Below are 18,293 nucleotides of genomic sequence, written 5' to 3' on the forward strand. Positions count from 1 at the left end.
TTTGATTATTTAATAAATATATAAATTTTTGTCCTAAAAGCATATAGTTTACGCTCTAAATTTTTCTAAATAAAGAATAAAAATGGTACCTTTCTAAAAAGTTTTAAAAGATGCATAAGACTAATTTAAAAGAGATTGCAAAAACGCTTGGATTTTCTGTTGCTACAGTTTCTAAAGCATTAAATGGCTACTCTGATGTTAGTGAAAAAACGAAAAAACTAGTCTTAGATTTAGCTGAAGAATTAAATTATACACCAAATTCTTTTGCTGTTAATTTAAGAACTAATGAATCTAAAACCATTGGTGTTATTATACCAACAATGGTGCATTATTTTTTTTCTAATATTATAGATAGTATTTTAAAAGAATGTGAAGAGCGAGGTTACATGGTTATTATCATGCAATCGAATGAAAATTATGAACTTGAAAAAAAACAAGTAGATCTATTATTAAGTAAGGGTGTAGATGGTATTTTAATTTCTTTATCTAATAAAACAAGAGATACTTCTCACTTAAAAAAAATCAAAAATTCAGGAATTCCACTTATTCTTTTTGATAAAATTGATAAAACTGTACAATGTTCTAAAATTATAAATGACGATAGAAAAGCGGCGTATGAAGCTGTAAGTCATTTAATTAAAAATGGAAATAAAAGGATTGCACATTTTAGAGGAGCATTGAATCCTCAAAATTCTATAGATCGATTTTTGGGTTACAAAAAAGCCTTAACAGATCATAATATTGAATATGATCCTTCTTTAGTATATGAATGCAAGAACAACAATAGAGATGATTTTGTTGAAGGTGCAGAAATTGCAAAGCAATTAATGGAAGATCATAAAAATAATGTAGATGCAATTTTTACTGTAAACGATCTAATTTCTATTGGAACCTTAAACTATTTTAACAAAAACAACATTAAAGTGCCTGATGAAATTGAACTTTTTGGTTTTAGTAATTGGTTTATGACCAATGTTACAACACCATCAATCTCATCAGTAGAACAAAACGCAAACAAAATAGGTAAAAAGGCTGCAGAAATTCTATTTAGAGAGTTAGAACAAAAAGCTAAGGAAGAAGAAATTACCTACGAAACACATATTATAGAAACTGAATTAATTTTTAGAGATTCAACCAGTAATAAAATAAAATAAATTACTTTAGAAGTTTAAAATCAGTTGGGAAACCGATTTTTTAAACGCAGCTTGTCCCTACCAAAACCTAAGAAATATGCCAAAAAAAGGGAAAGAAAAAAACACTCTTAATAAAGCAAAACATTCTAAACTGATGCAACAAAAAATCAGTAAAGTGAAGTTAAAAAAACAACTTCATAAAGAACGTTTAAAAGCTATTATTCAAAAAGTTAATCAAGAAAAGAAGAGCGAAGAATGAGTTTAAAATATTACTTAGGTAGTATTGTTTCTCTACCGCTTTTACCCATTTTAATTTTTCAAGGAAAAAAAATTAGAGCATCTGTACCAAAACTACCAGAAGCAAAAAATCCTAAAGGATATATTAAAAAAACATCGTCAAAAACATTAAAAATGTTAGTTATTGGCGAAAGTACAATTGCAGGAGTTGGAGTTGATTTTCATGAAAATGGATTTACAGGAATTTTAGCAAAAACACTTGCTGGTCAAAATGAGGTTTCTGTTTTATGGCGTGTTTATGCAAAAAGTGGTTACACTGCAAAAATGGTTAGAAGAAGACTTCTACCAAAAATAGAAGACACTACAGCAGATTTAATTGTAATTGGTTTGGGTGGTAATGATGCGTTTAAATTAAATTCACCCGATGTTTGGATTATTCAAATTAATAAACTGATTAAAGATTTAAAGAGAAAATACCCTAAAACTCCTATTTATTTCACGAATATGCCTCCAATAAAGGAGTTTCCTGCCTTTACAAAAACCATAAAATTTATTATTGGTAATTTGGGTGAACTGCTTGGAAAACGTTTGCACAATAGAGTTAAAAACAAGGAAAACGTTTACTATAATAACGAATTAATCACCTTAGAAAGTTGGCAAAAAAAATACAATCTAGGAGATGATGTAACTGCTTTTTTTAGTGATGGTGTGCATCCTTCGAAACTAACTTATCAACTTTGGGGAAAAGATATGGCTAATTTTATCATGAAAACCAAAAGCTTTCAAACATGGTTGCAAAAGAAATAATTAAACATTTTCAATTACAAGAACATCCAGAAGGTGGCTTTTATAAAGAAACGTATAGAAGTGATATTATAGCAAAATCAAAAAACTTGGCTAATGAATTTGATGGAGATAGAAATTTATGTACCAGCATTTTATTCTTATTGACATCAGAAAAATTCTCTGCTTTCCATAAAATTAAACAAGATGAAATCTGGCATTTTTATAAAGGAACTACACTAAAACTGCATCTAATTTCTCCTGAAGGAAATTACAGTTTTCAACTTATTGGAACAAATTTTAACTTGGGTGAAATACCACAATTTACAGTGCCAGCTCATTGGTATTTTGCTGCAGAAGTTTTACAACAAAATTCATTTTCGTTTGTAGGTTGCACAGTTTCACCTGGTTTCGATTTTAGAGACTTTACTTTACCTTCTTGCAAAGAATTAGTAAAAGAATTTCCTCAGCACCAATCAATTATTAAAAAACTTACACATCATTAAAATAAAAAAGCTCTGAATTATAATAATTCAGAGCTTTTTTATTGATAGATTTTAGGATTCTATTTATCTATAGACCCCAAAACACGTTTCATAAAATTATTCAATGCATCTTTTTTTGGAGTACCTTCCTTTATCATTTTATCAACTTCAATAGCTCCATACATATTAGAAATTAATTCACCAATAACATCTAATTCTTCATCTTTTAAAGAAGGAACTTCTGTTAAAGCTTCTAAGGTTTCAATAGTTTCTAAGACGTAGTCTTGATCGTTTTCTTCAATAAAACTAGTTAAATGTTTAATTACTGGTAATTTCATAACTTATTGAATTTCAGAAACTAATTCTTTTAAAACATCAAACTTATTGGTTTGTGTTTGATTTTTTTTCTCTCCACCTACAAAAGTTGCAAAAGTTGGTAAGTTGCTTACATCTGCTAATTTTCTACTTTCAGGAAATTTTTCAGCATCTACCATTACAAATTTTATATTGTCATTTTCATTAGCCAATTTTTTAAATTTTGGCTTCATAATTCTACAGTTACCACACCAAGTAGCAGAATACTGTACAATTACTTTTTCATTACCTTCTACAATAATTTGTAAATTATCTTCTGTTAATTCTTGTACCATAATAATTTTGTTAGAATTATGGGTTGTAGAATAAATTCTACAACCCACAACTTATATTAAATTTAGTGACTAGCTAAATACTCTTTTGTTCCTTTCGCATTTGCTTGCATTGCATCTTTACCTTCTTCCCAGTTTGCAGGACAAACTTCTCCGTTTTTCTGTACGTGAGAATAAGCATCAATTAAACGTAAGAACTCATTTACATTTCTACCTACTGGCATGTGGTTAATACCTTCATGAAATACTGTACCTTCTTCATCGATTAAATATGTAGCTCTGTAAGTTACATTATCACCCTCTACCTGTACTGTACCAGTTTCTTCATCGTATACTTCGTTAGAAATGTCTAAAATTCCTAATATTGAAGATAAATTTCTATTACTATCTGCTAAAATTGGGTAAGTAACACCTTCTATACCTCCATTATCTTTAGAAGTACTTAACCAAGCAAAGTGAACTTCTGCAGTATCACAAGATGCACCAATTACTACAGTGTTTCTTTTTTCAAATTCTGGTAATGCCTCTTGAAAAGCATGTAACTCTGTAGGACATACAAAAGTAAAGTCTTTTGGATACCAAAATAACAATACCTTCTTGTTATTGTTTACTGCCTCTTCTAATACATTTAATTTAAATGTATCACCCAAATCATTCATTGCGTTTACATGAAGATCTGGAAATTTTTTACCAACTGCTGTTGCCATATTAATTATTGTTTATAATTATTCTATTTTACAGGCGCAAAGATATTTGGATTATTCTCATTTTAAATGGCATCCTGAATTAATTAATTTATAGTAGAATAAGCTTTGATTATTTTGTTTTTTACAAAACATCACCATCATTTATTCTTATGATAAAATAATAATTATAGATAAAAATTATTTAAAAAAATATTGTAGCTTTGAACTATCAAATTTTAAAAACCAAATCTTATGAGCAACACAGACAATTTTGATATTAATAAAGATACTGGTAAATGCCCTTTTTTACATGGTACACCAACAAAAACTGCTGGAGGTGGAACTACGAATCGTGATTGGTGGCCAAATGAATTAAAATTAAACGTTTTACGTCAGCATGCTTCTAAATCCAATCCTTTAGGTGAAGATTTTGATTATGCAGCTGCTTTTAATAGCTTAGATTTTAACGAGTTAAAGCAAGATGTACTTAATTTAATGACAGACTCACAAGATTGGTGGCCTGCAGATTATGGACATTATGGAGGATTTATGATCAGAATGGCTTGGCATAGTGCAGGTACCTATAGAGTAATTGATGGTAGAGGTGGGGCAGGCTCTGGAACACAAAGATTTGCTCCTTTAAATAGCTGGCCTGATAATGGTAACTTAGATAAAGCAAGATTATTACTATGGCCAATAAAACAGAAATATGGCAATAAAATTTCTTGGGCAGATTTAATGATTTTAGCCGGAAATTGCGCGTTGGAATCAATGGGTTTTCCTACAAAAGGTTTTGCTGGTGGTAGAGAAGATGTTTGGGAACCTGAACAAGATATTTATTGGGGAAGTGAGACAGAATGGGGTGCAAATGAAAAAAGATATGAAGATGGTGAATTAGAATCTCCTTTAGGGGCTGTTATGATGGGTTGGATTTACGTAAATCCAGAAGGTCCTAATGGTAATCCTGATCCTTTAGGTTCTGCCAAAAATGTAAGAGAAACATTTGAGAGAATGGCTATGAATGATGAAGAAACTGTAGCTTTAGTTGCAGGAGGTCATACTTTTGGAAAAGCGCATGGGGCAGCAGACCCAGATAAATATGTAGGTAACGAACCTCATAGAGGTAAAATTGAAGAAATGAGTACTGGATGGAAAAACTCTTTTAAATCTGGAGTTTTAGATGATACCATTACCAGTGGTATAGAAGGTGCCTGGACACCAAATCCTACTCAATGGGATGCTGACTATTTTGATGTGTTATTAAACTATGAATGGGAATTAACTAAAAGTCCTGCAGGTGCTTATCAATGGACACCAACAGCAGAGTCTAAAGCTAAAATGGCTCCAACTGCTGGAGATCCTAATAAGAAACAGGCGTTAATGATGACTACTGCAGATATTGCACTAAGAATGGACCCTAAATACTTAGAAATTTCCCAACGTTTTCATAAAGACCATAAAGCATTTGAAGAAGCTTTTGCAAATGCATGGTACAAACTAACTCATAGAGATATGGGACCTACAGATCGTTATTTAGGCCCAGAAGTACCTAGTGAGGAATTATTGTGGCAAGACCCAATACCTAAAGTAAATTACACATTATCAGATGATGACATTAACACCTTAAAAGCCCTTATTTCAGAAAGTGGTTTAACTGTTTCTGAATTAGTAAAAACGGCTTGGGCATCTGCATCGACTTTTAGAGGTTCAGATAAACGTGGAGGAGCTAATGGAGGTAGAATTCGATTAGAGCCTCAAAGAAATTGGGAAGTAAATAATCCTGAAGAATTAGAAAAAGTTTTAACAACTTATAAAGCAATTCAGAAAAAATTTGAGGGTGAAATTTCAATAGCAGATTTAATTGTTTTAGGAGGTTCTGTTGGTGTAGAAAAAGCAGTTAAAAATGCTGGATACAATTTTAATGTAGCTTTTACAGAAGGAAGAGGAGATGCAACTCAAGAACAAACAGACTTAAAATCATTTAGCTATTTAGAACCAATTGCAGACGGATTCAGAAACTATATAAATTCTGATTTAAAAATGGCTGCTGAAGATTTATTGATTGATAAAGCAAACTTACTAACGTTATCAATACCTGAAATGACTGTCTTGGTTGGTGGGTTACGTATGTTAAGTGCAAATTATGATGGATCTAATCATGGAGTTTTTACTGATAAGAAAGAGACTTTAAGTAACGATTTCTTTAAGAACATTTTAGACTTCTCATATACTTGGAAAGCCACAAATTCAGATGAAAAAGAATTTATTGGTAGGGATAGAAAAACCAATGCCTTGAAGTTTACAGGAACTAGAGCTGATTTAATTTTTGGATCTAATACTGAACTTAGAGCAGTTTGCGAAGTTTATGGTGCAGCAGATGCTGAAGAAAAATTTGTTAAAGATTTTATTGCTGCTTGGACGAAAGTGATGAACTTAGATCGTTTTGATTTAAAATAGAAACCAATTATTATAAAGTTAAAAAGAGGAAATATTTTAAATATTTCCTCTTTTTTTATTCTTCATTTTGTTCATCATCACTTTGAATTAAAGGATGATCCTCTATATCTAAACCTACCACTTTAATAATACTAACTACAGCATTAAACAGCATTAAAACAACGCTAATCAATCCTCCACTTAAAATTGATGAAATAATTAAAGTAGCGTAATAAATATAGGTATACCATTCACTAGGAACATTATCTGCCTCAGTAACTGGTAAATTAAAAAACTGGAATATAATCATAGCTGCCACAAATACAACTGTATCAATCTTAGCAATTAGAATTATATGCTTATAATGACTTTTATTCAACTTAGATTTAGACCCAGAACTCACACTAATTAATGTTAGTAAAAGCGCTAAAATTGTAGCTGATGCTAAAACAATAGTATTACAAAGCGTATTAAAACCTGGTAAGGATGATCGTATTAATTCCTTTGCTTCATAACCGCTTAAATTACCTAATGCAAAAGCACCAATTCCTGTAAAAATAGTAGCAATTACACCACCTATTAAAGCGCGTTTATTGTAATTTGAAAGATTTAAGAACTTAAATACAGCCATTACTTACTAGCAAATAATTTAATATCATTTGCAGAAACCTCTTTTTCACCTAAAATAATTAAACGTTCTACAACATTTCTAAGTTCTCTAATATTACCTGTCCAATCGTATTTCTGTAACAAGACAATTGCTTCTTCAGAAAAAACTTTTCTTGGGGTACCTTGTTCTTCAGAAATTTTTGTTGCAAAAAAGTCTACCAATAAAGGGATGTCTTCCCTCCTATCATTCAAAGCTGGTACTTGAATTAAAATTACAGCCAATCTATGATACAAATCTTCTCTAAATCTGCCCTCTGCAATTTCTTTTTTTAAGTTTTTATTGGTTGCTGCAACTACTCTTACATTAACCTTAATGTCTTTATCTGAACCTACTCTACTAATTTTATTTTCTTGCAGAGCACGTAATACTTTTGCTTGTGCAGACAAACTCATATCCCCTATTTCATCTAAGAAAATGGTTCCTCCATTTGCAGCTTCAAACTTACCTGCCCTATCCTTATTCGCGCCTGTAAAAGAACCTTTTACATGACCAAACAGTTCGCTCTCTATTAATTCAGAAGGAATTGCAGCACAATTAACTTCGATCATCTGCGCTTTAGAACGTGAAGATTTTTCATGCAACCAATGTGCAACTAGTTCTTTACCTGTACCATTAGGCCCAGTAATTAGAACTCTAGCATCTGTATCAGCCACCTTTTCTATAATATCTTTTATGTGAGAAATTGCATCACTCTCACCCACCATTTCATAATTCTTGCTTACCTTTTTCTTAAGCCTTTTATTTTCTACAACTAAAACTTTTTTATCTAAAGCATTTCTTACTGTATTTAAAAGACGGTTTAAATCTGGTGGTTTAGAAATATAATCAAATGCGCCTAAACGCATTGTATTTACTGCTGTATCTAAATCTCCATGACCAGAAATCATTACAATAGGTACTTCTGGTTTTATCTTTTTTGCTTTTTCTAAAACCTCAACACCATCCATTTTTGGCATTTTAATATCACAAAGAACTAAATCATAATCATTATTCTTAATCATTTCCATTCCTTGTAAACCATCTTCTGCCTCTTCTACATTATATGCATCATTTTCTTCAGAAATAATTTTCTTTAGTACTCTGCGAATTGCAGCTTCATCTTCTATAATTAATATTTTTGACATCTATATTTTAAATTTTATTCCTGTTCTTAAATAAAAGGCATTTACTCTATCTAAAGTAAATACATTCTCTCTGTCTTTATCTCTTAAAACATTGTTCATTCTAAGAGTATACCCTGTATAGGCGTACAAAACTAAATGCTTGTTTAGTAAATATTCATAACCTAAACCAGAAACCACAACCGATAAAGAAACATTATCTACTTGCTTATTTAACACTGCAGTAGGCCTTTGTAAATGGGCAAAATAACCATCTATGCTTACAAATGCTTGTACTGTATTTTTTTCTTTAAAGTAATATTTTACATTCGATTTTGGAACCCCTGCATTAAAAGACCAAGATTTATTTACTTGCCTAAAGTAACTTACAAATGGTAATGGAAAAGGTATACCTGTTGTTGTGTTATAGGTTAAACCTAAAATTAGTCTGTAAGGTCTTTTTATAGTTGTGGCCTTTGTTCTATCATTCACAAAAAATATACCACCATTTAAAAAAAGATCATCTCCTGATATTTTTTCTGTTAAAGTTGATGCTAATCTTGGTGTAATTTTAAAACCTGTTCTCCACCTTTCATTAATTTTAAAAGTGTATCCTAAATTAATATCTAGTACAGTTAATGTTTCTAAAAGTGATTTATCAAAAGGATAACTATCATTTAAATTTAAAAAAATTCTATTGTATTCTGCACCAACAAAAATATACCTATCTTTTTTTAATTCTATAGGATAATTAAGTAGTGCTCTAATTCTAGTGTATTGATCTTCTGAATTACTTTTAGGAATAAAAGAGTATTCTAGCCTTGCTAAATCTGTTAACTGGGCATTAGTAATACCTGCTGATAATACAAACAGCAGCACTAAAAAACTCTTTTTCATAGTTCTTATTTTTCGCTAAACATATGCACATCTCTTTGAGGAAAAGGAATGGTTATGTTGTTTTCTCTAAAAGCTTTATCAATTTCAAAACGAATATTGCTTTGGGTAAATCTTACTTCGAAACTATTATTTAATGTAAATGCAACTTTAAAATTTAGACTACTGTCTGCAAAATCTGTAAATAATACCACTGGTGCAGGATTTTCTAAAACAGTAGGTTGTGCCTCTGCAACCTCTAGCAATATTTTTTTCACCAACTGAACATCTGAGCCATAGGCTACTCCAACATCAACACTTTCTCTAGTTTCTGTTCCGTTTTCTGTCCAATTAAATAAAATGTTGGTTAAATATAAATGATTTGGAATTACTAGTACCTTATTGTCTATGGTTACAGCTCTAGTAGTACGTAATCTAATATCTAAAACACGCCCAACTTTACCCTCTAACTCTATAATATCACCTACATGAACAGATTGATCTACTAAAATTATAATTCCAGAAAAAATGTCTTGAAACAACGTTTGCAAAGCCAAACCAACACCAATTAAAAGTGCTGCTGACGCTGCAAAAACAGCAGTAACATTTACTCCTGAAGTATGCATTGCAATTAAGAAAATAATTAAAAAGACAATCCATCTAATATAGCCAAACACACTAACAAACTTCAGCTTGTCATTATTAGGCATTTTTCTAGTAATAAATTTTCTAATCAAGTTTAGAATAAATGAGGTAACCAATAAGGCCACTACCACAAATAACAAACCTCTTACTGTAATACTTATCTCATCACTAAAAACAAATGTAAAGTCTAAAATTGAGGTGGTCTCATCTACAATTGTATCCTTAACTTTTTCTAACGTTTCTTGCTGCATTTATCCTTTATATTTTAACCATTTGTATAAATCTTTATAAGTTGGTTTCTTACCATACATTAAAATACCTACTCTGTAAATTTTTGCAGCTAACCAAACCATAAAAACAAATGTAACTAAAAGTAGGGTCATAGAAATTGCCAATTCATACCAAGAAACTCCAAAAGGAACTCTCATTAACATTACAATAGGACTAGTTAATGGTATGTATGAAAAGGCTACTGAAATTGGACCATGGGGATCGCTTATTACTGTCGCAAAACCAACGTAAACCGCCAAAATTAAAGGCAACATAATTGGTAACATAAATTGCTGAGTATCTGTTTCATTATCGACAGCTGCTCCAACTGCCGCAAATAATGAACTGTAAAGCATGTAACCCCCTAAGAAGTAAAAGATAAATAATAGAAATAATTTTAAAATTGGTAATCTTAAGATTTCTTGAACTACTACTTGCATTTTGTCTGCTCCTGCAGCCTGTTTAGCAGCCTCTAATTGTTCTGGGGATATATTTTCGGTTTGCATTTCAACCATATCTACACCGAATATAGAAGAAGCTACAGTTGTAATTATAAAAATTATGATACCCCAAATAAAGAATTGCAATAAACCTGCAGAGGCATTACCTATAATTTTACCCAGCATTAACTGAAAAGGTTTTACAGAGGAAACTATAACTTCTATAATTCTACTTGTTTTTTCTTCAATTACACTTCTCATTACAGAAGTACCATAAACCATTACAAAAACCATGAGTAAATAACCTGCAATAGCTCCTACTCCAATTTTTAAACCGTTAATTAATTTAGAAGATTCTTCACCCGAAAAATTATACATCTTAATATCCGATTGCACTCTTGATGCATTAATCTTGTCAATATCAATACCAAAGTTATTTAATTTTTCATTTCGAATTTTAGATTCTACCTTGCTTTCTAAGGAATTCATTACAGACATTCCTGGTGAATCTTTTGAGTAAAATTCAATAGATTTGGCAAGTATTTCTAAACTGTCTTGCTGTGGAATAATTAATGCTCCGTAAAAATCACCCTCTTCAACTTTCTTTTTGGTTTCCTCTATACCATAAGATGTAAAATCTTTATAGTGTAATGTTTTGGTATTTTTAAAATCATCTTGAGAGAACAAACCAGAATTATCTACATAAACAATTTGTTTCACTTTTTCATCGTTCTTTTTCATTAAGAAAAAGACCAAAGCACCCATCCCTACCATAATTAGAGGACTTAAAAAAGTCATCACTATAAACGATTTATTACGAACCTTAGCAATAAATTCTCTTTGTATAATTAGTTTTAACTTGCTCATTTTCTTATTGATTTTTGCTTACAGCTTGAATAAAAATATCGTTTGCACTAGGTATTAACTCAACAAAGTGTTGCACTTGACCTTTGCTTGTTAAAAATGATAATAAATCATTAGAAGTATCACTGGCTCCTAATTTTACATTCATAGTAAGTTCATTACCTAACAGTTTAAAATCTGCAGGAAATACTGTGAAATTTTCTTTTAAACTTGCCTCTACTTCTTTTGGATTAGCAGTATGCAAACCCACTTGAAAGGTATTAGTTCTAAATTCACGTTTTATATCAGATAGTTTACCATCTAATATTTTATTAGATCTATTAATAAGTGCGATTTCATCACACATCTCCTCTACAGATTCCATTCTATGCGTCGAAAAAATAATAGTAGCACCTTCATCTCTTAATTGCAAAATTTCTTTGGCTATAATTTGAGCGTTTATAGGATCGAATCCAGAAAAAGGTTCATCAAAAATCAACAACTTAGGATTGTGCATTACAGTAACAATAAATTGTACTTTTTGAGCCATACCTTTAGAAAGTTCTTCAATTTTCTTATTCCACCAAGCCATAATATCAAACTTCTCAAACCAATATTTTAAGCGTTTTTTGGCTTCAGCTTTACTCAAACCTTTTAATTGAGCTAAATACAAAGCTTGTTCACCTACTTTCATAGATTTATACAAACCACGTTCTTCTGGCAAATAACCAATATCTGCTGTATGTTTTGGTGCCAAAAGCTCACCATCTAAATAAACAGAACCAGAATCTGCCATAGTAATTTGGTTAATAATTCTAATTAAAGAGGTTTTACCAGCTCCATTTGGTCCTAATAAACCATAAACACTTCCTTTAGGTATGTGGAGAGACACATCATTTAATGCTCTAAAATCCCCATAATTTTTTACAACATTATTAATTTCTAATAAATTACTCATTGGCTTTTTTATTAATTGTATTTCAAAATAAGAACGCTTCTTACAAACTTACATATTTTAATTAGTAAAGAAAACATAGATAATGTTACAAATAAATAAAATGTTAAATTTACTATGCATGCATAACTTTTTTTAAATTTACTATGCATGCATAGTAAATTTTTATATCTTTGATGTCATGGATAAAAATAAATCTATAGATCATCAATTAAGAGCAACTTGGCAAGCAGTTGCAAAAATGTATAACGAACAAGCTACAAATTACAGTAGCACAATGTCTATGGCATTTGTTCTACTTACTATAGATAAAGAAAAAGGCACACCAAGTACTGCTTTAGGCCCTTTAATGGGGATGGAACCTACTAGTCTTTCTAGAATATTAAAATCTATGGAAGAAAAAGGGGCTATCTCCAGAGAAAAAAACCCTGAAGATGGTAGAAGTGTAATTATTAAGCTTACAGATTATGGTTTAGAAATGCGTAAATTTTCTAAAAGCCATGTGTACCAATTTAATAATGTAGTAAGAGAATATGTTACAGAAGACGAATTAGAATCTTTCTTTAAAGTTATGGTTACTATCAACAAACTTATTGCTGAAAAGAAAATTTTTGAACCTATAAATCAAGATAAATAAAATCAAACTATAAACAAATGACAAGAAGAATTAAAAAAGTAGCCATTATTGGATCTGGAATTATGGGATCTGGTATTGCATGTCACTTTGCGAATATTGGTGTAGAAGTTCTTTTATTGGATATTGTTCCAAGAGAATTAACTGATAAAGAAAAAGCGAAGGGACTTACGTTAGAAGACAAAGTAGTTCGTAATCGTTTAGTAAATGATGCTTTAGCAGCTTCTTTAAAATCAAAACCATCACCTATTTATAGTCAGAAATTTGCAAGTAGAATTACTACTGGTAATATTGATGATGATTTACATTTAGTTAAAGATGTAGATTGGGTAATGGAAGTTGTTGTAGAACGATTAGATATTAAAAAATCTGTTTTTGAAAAAATTGAAGAGCACAGAACACCTGGTACTTTAATTACTTCAAATACTTCTGGTATTCCTATCAAATTTATGAATGAAGGCAGAAGTGAAGATTTTCAAAAACACTTTGCTGTAACTCACTTTTTTAATCCACCAAGATATTTAAAACTTTTCGAGGTTGTTCCTGGTCCTAATTGTAAACAAGAAGTTACAGACTTCTTAATGATGTATGGTGATAAGTTTTTGGGTAAAACATCTGTTTTAGCAAAAGATACTCCAGCATTCATTGGAAATAGAATTGGTATTTTCGGTATTATGAGTTTATTTCATGTAGTTAAAGAAATGGACTTAACTATAGAAGAAGTAGATAAATTGACAGGTCCAGTAATTGGGCGTCCAAAATCTGCAACTTTTAGAACTATAGATGTTGTTGGTTTAGATACTTTGGTGCATACTGCAAACGGAGTGAAAGACAATTGTCCTGAGGATGAAATGAGAGACCAGTTTGTTATTCCTGATTTTGTTAATCATATGATGGAAAACAAAATGTTAGGTAGTAAAACCAAACAAGGTTTTTATAAAATGACAAAAGACGCTAATGGTAAAAAGAACATTTTATCATTAGACTTAAATACGTTAGAATACAGAGAAAAGAAACGTGCAAAGTTTGCAACTCTTGAGTTAACCAAAACCATAGATAATGTTGCTGATCGTTTTAAAGTACTTGTAGCAGGTAAAGATAAAGCTGGTGAATTCTACAGAAAATCATTTGCAGCAATGTTTGCCTACGTACAAAACAGAATTCCTGAAATCTCTGACGAATTGTATAGAATAGATGATGGTTTAAGAGCAGGTTTTGGTTGGGAGCATGGACCATTCCAAATTTGGGATGCTATTGGTGTAGCCAAAGGTGTAGAAATCATGAAAGCAGAAGGTTATGAAATTGCATCTTGGGTAGAAGAAATGTTATTAAACAATAACGATGCTTTCTATACAGTAAAAGATGGAGCAACATATTACTATGATGTTGTTACTAAAACGCAAACTAAAAAGCCAGGTCAAGATTCATTCATCATTCTAGATAACATTAGAAAATCAAACGAGGTTTGGAAAAACTCAGGTGCTGTAATTGAAGATTTAGGAGATGGAATTTTAAATTTAGAATTCCAATCTAAAATGAATACAATTGGTGGCGATGTTTTAGCTGCAGTAAATAAAGCAATAGACTTAGCTGAAAAAAATTACCAAGGCTTAGTAGTTGGTAATCAAGCAGCAAACTTTTCTGTTGGTGCCAACATTGGTATGATTTTTATGATGGCTGCAGAACAAGAATATGATGAGCTTAATATGGCTATCAAATATTTCCAAGACACAATGATGCGTATGCGTTATTCTGCAATTCCAACTATTTCTGCTCCTCATGGAATGGCTTTAGGTGGTGGTTGTGAAATTTCTTTACATGCAGATAAAGTTGTTGCAGCTGCAGAAACTTACATGGGTCTTGTAGAGTTTGGAGTTGGAGTAATTCCTGGTGGAGGTGGTTCTAAAGAAATGGCTTTAAGAGCTTCTGATAAGTTTGATAAAGGTGATGTACAATTAAACGTACTGCAAGAGCACTTTTTAACTATTGGTATGGCTAAAGTAGCAACCTCTGCTTATGAAGCTTTCGATTTAGGATTATTACAAAAAGGAAAAGATGTAGTTGTTGTAAACAAAGACAGACAAATTGCACAAGCTAAAAAGCACGCAGTATTAATGGCTGAAGCTGGTTATACACAACCTGTAAAACGTAAAGATGTTTTAGTTTTAGGTAAGCAAGCATTAGGAATGTTCTTAGTAGGTACAGATTCTATGGAAGCAAGCAACTACATTTCTGCTCACGATCAAAAAATAGCTAACAAATTAGCTTATGTAATGGCTGGTGGAGATTTATCTGAACCAACTAAAGTATCAGAGCAATATTTATTAGACATCGAACGTGAAGCATTCTTAAGTTTATGTACAGAGCGTAAAACTTTAGAAAGAATCCAACACATGTTAAAAACAGGTAAACCTTTAAGAAACTAAGAAAATGAAAACAGCATATATAGTAAAAGCATATAGAACAGCAGTTGGTAAAGCACCAAAAGGACTGTTTAGATTTAAAAGAGCAGATGAATTAGCTGCAGAAACCATTCAATATATGATGAATGAACTGCCTGATTTTGATAAAAAAAGAATTGATGATGTAATTGTAGGTAATGCAATGCCAGAAGGTTCTCAAGGTTTAAATATGGCACGTTTAATTTCTTTAATGGGGTTAGATATTGTTGATGTACCTGGAGTAACTGTAAATCGTTTTTGTTCTTCAGGATTAGAAACAATTGGTATGGCTGTTGCAAAAATTCAAGCAGGAATGGCCGACTGTATTATTGCAGGTGGTGCAGAGAGCATGAGTTCAGTTCCTATGACAGGTTTTAAACCAGAATTAAACTATGATACAGTTGCATCTGGTCATGAAGAATATTATTGGGGTATGGGTAATACTGCAGAAGCAGTTGCCAATGAATTTAATGTTTCTAGAAAAGATCAAGATGAATTTGCTTTAAACTCACATTTAAAAGCTTTAAGAGCCTTAGAGGAAAATAGATTCCAAGATCAAATTGTACCTATTGATGTAGAGCAAACTTATGTTGATGCTAATGGTAAAAAAGCAACTAAAAAGTATACAGTAAACAAAGACGAAGGTCCACGTAAGGGTTCAAACATTGAAGGTTTAGCTAGATTACGTCCTGTTTTTGCAGCAAATGGTAGTGTAACTGCAGGTAACTCATCTCAAATGAGTGATGGTGCTGCTTTTGCCATGATTATGAGCGAAGACATGGTTAAAGAACTAAATCTAGAACCAATTGCAAGAATGGTAAGTTATGCTGCTGCAGGTGTACCTCCAAGAATTATGGGTATTGGTCCTGTTGCTGCAATTCCGAAAGCATTAAAACAAGCAGGCTTAAATCAAAATGATATAGGGCTTATTGAATTGAATGAAGCTTTTGCTTCTCAATCTTTAGCTGTAATTCGTGAATTAGGCTTAGATAAAGACATCATTAATGTAAATGGTGGTGCAATTGCTTTAGGACATCCTTTAGGTTGTACAGGTGCAAAATTATCTGTTCAATTATTTGATGAAATGCGTAAAAGAGAAATGAATAACAAATACGGAATGGTAACCATGTGTGTTGGAACAGGACAAGGTGCAGCAGGTATTTTTGAATTTTTAAATTAAACTTCCCAAAAAAACAAAATTATGGAAACAACAAATAAAGAAATTTTAAGAGGAGGTCAATTCCTTGTAAAAGAATCAAAGTGCGAAGACATATTTACTCCAGAAGATTTTTCTGAAGAGCAAATAATGATGAAAGAAGCTGTAAAAGAATTTACAGATAGAGAAATTGTAGCTCACAGAGATCGTTTTGAAGCTAAAGATTATGCTTTAACAGAAGAAGTGATGAAAAAAGCTGGAGAACTTGGCTTTTTAGGTGTAGCTGTTCCTGAAGAATATGGAGGAATGGGTATGGGCTTTGTATCTACTATGATTACTTGTGAATACATTTCTAGTGGAAATGGTTCTTTAAGTACTGCTTTTGGTGCGCATACAGGTATTGGTACTATGCCAATTACATTATATGGTACAGAAGAGCAAAAACAAAAATACGTACCTAAATTAGCTTCTGGTGAGTGGATGGGTGCCTACTGTTTAACTGAACCAGGTGCTGGTTCTGATGCAAACTCTGGTAAAACTACTGCTGAGTTATCAGAAGATGGTAAATCGTATAAGATTAACGGACAAAAAATGTGGATTTCAAATGCAGGTTTCTGTAATTTGATGATTGTTTTTGCACGTATTGAAGATGATAAAAACATTACTGGTTTTATTGTGGAATATGATGCAGCAAATCCAAATGGAATTACCTTAGGTGAAGAAGAGCACAAATTAGGTATTAGAGCAAGTTCTACAAGACAAGTATTTTTTAACGATACTGTTGTACCAGCAGAAAATATGTTATCTGTTAGAGGTGGTGGATTCAAGATTGCTGTAAATGCATTAAACGTTGGTCGTATTAAATTGGCTGCAGCTTGTATTGATTCTCAAAGAAGAGTATTAACAACTGCCTTACAATATGCTAACGAAAGAAAACAATTTAAAACTCCTATTGCAGACTTTGGAGCTATAAAAGCAAAATTAGCAGAAATGGCTACTAACTGTTACGCAGGTGAATCTGCCAGTTATAGAGCTGCTAAAGATATAGAAGACAGAATCGAAATGAGAATGGCTGCAGGTAACTCTCATCAAGAAGCAGAATTAAAAGGTGTAGAAGAATATGCAATTGAATGTTCTATCTTAAAAGTTACTGTATCTGAAGATGTTCAAGCCTGTGCAGATGAAGGTATCCAAATTTTTGGAGGAATGGGATTCTCTGAAGAAACACCTATGGAAGCTGCTTGGAGAGATGCAAGAATTGCTCGTATTTACGAAGGTACAAACGAAATTAACAGAATGCTTTCAGTAGGAATGTTAATTAAAAAAGCAATGAAAGGTCATGTAGATTTATTAGGCCCTGCAACTGCAGTTGCTGATGAATTAATGGGAATACCATCTTTTGATACTCCAGATTATTCTGAATTATTTGCAGAAGAAAAAGAAATGATTGCTAAACTTAAGAAAGTATTTTTAATGGTTGCAGGTTCTGCAATTCAAAAATACGGACCAGATTTAGAACAACATCAACAGTTATTATTAGCTGCTGCTGAAATTTTAAATGAAGTGTATATGGCAGAATCAACTTTATTACGTACAGAGAAAAATGCTAAACGTTTTGGAGAAGATGCACAAGCAGGACAAATTGCAATGGCTAAATTATACTTATACAATGCAGTAGAAATTGTTGCTAAAAATGGTAGAGAAGGTATTGTTTCTTTTGCTGAAGGAGATGAACAACGTATGTTATTGATGGGATTAAAGCGTTTTACTAAATACGCAAACTATCCTAATGTAGTTGCTCTACGTAACCAAATAGCAGACATTATGAAAGCTGAAAACAAATATTCTTTTTAAATAAA

Annotated in this window: 18 protein-coding genes; 9 read left to right on the forward strand and 9 right to left on the reverse strand. The window is 31.6% G+C overall.

Annotated elements, in window-relative coordinates; translation table 11 throughout:
* Positions 1–110 precede the first annotated feature (110 nt).
* From MED152_RS05185 to MED152_RS05195, 4 genes are all read left to right on the forward strand, one after another.
* Entirely contained in the window at positions 111–1,154 is a 1,044-nt protein-coding gene (locus MED152_RS05185) for a LacI family DNA-binding transcriptional regulator (RefSeq protein WP_015480808.1), read from the forward strand.
* A gap of 76 nt (positions 1,155–1,230) precedes the next feature.
* A complete protein-coding gene (locus tag MED152_RS13720; RefSeq protein ID WP_015480809.1) occupies positions 1,231–1,392 on the forward strand; it encodes a hypothetical protein in 162 nt (53 codons plus the stop codon).
* Positions 1,389–2,177, forward strand: coding sequence for an SGNH/GDSL hydrolase family protein (locus tag MED152_RS05190; protein WP_015480810.1), 789 nt, complete (start codon positions 1,389–1,391; stop codon positions 2,175–2,177). The genes MED152_RS13720 and MED152_RS05190 overlap by 4 nt, the downstream gene beginning before the upstream one ends.
* A complete protein-coding gene (locus MED152_RS05195) occupies positions 2,159–2,659 on the forward strand; it encodes a cupin domain-containing protein (RefSeq protein WP_015480811.1) in 501 nt (166 codons plus the stop codon). The genes MED152_RS05190 and MED152_RS05195 overlap by 19 nt, the downstream gene beginning before the upstream one ends.
* Positions 2,660–2,718: 59 nt before the next feature.
* Here the strand turns inward: MED152_RS05195 and MED152_RS05200 are convergent, their stop codons facing one another.
* The 3 genes from MED152_RS05200 to MED152_RS05210 all read right to left on the reverse strand — a co-directional run bounded on the left by MED152_RS05200 (position 2,719) and on the right by MED152_RS05210 (position 3,992).
* Positions 2,719–2,976: a hypothetical protein gene (locus MED152_RS05200; protein WP_015480812.1), complete on the reverse strand. Its 258-nt coding sequence runs from the start codon at positions 2,974–2,976 to the stop codon at positions 2,719–2,721.
* A 3-nt stretch (positions 2,977–2,979) separates the two neighbouring features.
* Complete coding sequence (locus tag MED152_RS05205; protein ID WP_015480813.1) at positions 2,980–3,288, reverse strand: co-chaperone YbbN; 309 nt, start codon at positions 3,286–3,288, stop codon at positions 2,980–2,982.
* A 62-nt stretch (positions 3,289–3,350) separates the two neighbouring features.
* A complete protein-coding gene (locus MED152_RS05210; protein WP_015480814.1) occupies positions 3,351–3,992 on the reverse strand; it encodes a peroxiredoxin in 642 nt (213 codons plus the stop codon).
* Between the two features lie 231 nt (positions 3,993–4,223).
* Here MED152_RS05210 and katG point away from each other — a divergent pair, with 231 nt between their 5' ends.
* On the forward strand, positions 4,224–6,428 hold the full coding sequence (gene katG, locus MED152_RS05215; protein WP_015480815.1) for a catalase/peroxidase HPI: 2,205 nt from the start codon (positions 4,224–4,226) through the stop codon (positions 6,426–6,428).
* Positions 6,429–6,483: 55 nt separating this feature from the next.
* Here the strand turns inward: katG and MED152_RS05220 are convergent, their stop codons facing one another.
* From MED152_RS05220 to MED152_RS05245, 6 genes are read right to left on the reverse strand one after another with little or no spacing between them, the layout of a single operon-like run.
* Complete coding sequence (locus tag MED152_RS05220; protein WP_015480816.1) at positions 6,484–7,038, reverse strand: hypothetical protein; 555 nt, start codon at positions 7,036–7,038, stop codon at positions 6,484–6,486.
* Entirely contained in the window at positions 7,038–8,201 is a 1,164-nt protein-coding gene (locus tag MED152_RS05225; RefSeq protein ID WP_015480817.1) for a sigma-54 dependent transcriptional regulator, read from the reverse strand. Before MED152_RS05225 ends, MED152_RS05220 begins: the two co-directional genes overlap by 1 nt.
* Positions 8,202–9,074 carry a DUF6268 family outer membrane beta-barrel protein gene (locus MED152_RS05230; protein ID WP_015480818.1) on the reverse strand — a complete coding sequence of 291 codons (873 nt, stop codon included), beginning with the start codon at positions 9,072–9,074 and terminating at the stop codon, positions 8,202–8,204. It lies immediately after the preceding gene.
* A 5-nt stretch (positions 9,075–9,079) separates the two neighbouring features.
* Positions 9,080–9,946: a mechanosensitive ion channel family protein gene (locus MED152_RS05235; RefSeq protein ID WP_015480819.1), complete on the reverse strand. Its 867-nt coding sequence runs from the start codon at positions 9,944–9,946 to the stop codon at positions 9,080–9,082.
* Positions 9,947–11,272 carry an ABC transporter permease gene (locus MED152_RS05240; protein WP_015480820.1) on the reverse strand — a complete coding sequence of 442 codons (1,326 nt, stop codon included), beginning with the start codon at positions 11,270–11,272 and terminating at the stop codon, positions 9,947–9,949.
* Between the two features lie 4 nt (positions 11,273–11,276).
* The gene (locus tag MED152_RS05245; RefSeq protein WP_015480821.1) at positions 11,277–12,206 is read right to left on the reverse strand and encodes an ABC transporter ATP-binding protein; all 930 of its coding nucleotides are present in this window, start codon (positions 12,204–12,206) and stop codon (positions 11,277–11,279) included.
* A 178-nt stretch (positions 12,207–12,384) separates the two neighbouring features.
* Between MED152_RS05245 and MED152_RS05250 the strand changes: the two genes are divergently transcribed.
* From MED152_RS05250 to MED152_RS05265, 4 genes are read left to right on the forward strand one after another with little or no spacing between them, the layout of a single operon-like run.
* Entirely contained in the window at positions 12,385–12,840 is a 456-nt protein-coding gene (locus MED152_RS05250; RefSeq protein ID WP_015480822.1) for a MarR family winged helix-turn-helix transcriptional regulator, read from the forward strand.
* A gap of 17 nt (positions 12,841–12,857) precedes the next feature.
* Positions 12,858–15,263, forward strand: a complete 2,406-nt coding sequence (locus tag MED152_RS05255) for a 3-hydroxyacyl-CoA dehydrogenase/enoyl-CoA hydratase family protein (RefSeq protein ID WP_015480823.1) — start codon at positions 12,858–12,860, stop codon at positions 15,261–15,263.
* Positions 15,264–15,267: 4 nt separating this feature from the next.
* The gene (locus MED152_RS05260; RefSeq protein ID WP_015480824.1) at positions 15,268–16,458 is read left to right on the forward strand and encodes an acetyl-CoA C-acyltransferase; all 1,191 of its coding nucleotides are present in this window, start codon (positions 15,268–15,270) and stop codon (positions 16,456–16,458) included.
* Between the two features lie 21 nt (positions 16,459–16,479).
* The gene (locus MED152_RS05265) at positions 16,480–18,288 is read left to right on the forward strand and encodes an acyl-CoA dehydrogenase family protein (RefSeq protein ID WP_015480825.1); all 1,809 of its coding nucleotides are present in this window, start codon (positions 16,480–16,482) and stop codon (positions 18,286–18,288) included.
* Positions 18,289–18,293: the final 5 nt, after the last annotated feature.

The sequence above is a fragment of the Polaribacter sp. MED152 genome (genome assembly GCF_000152945.2).
Lineage (GTDB): Bacteria > Bacteroidota > Bacteroidia > Flavobacteriales > Flavobacteriaceae > Polaribacter.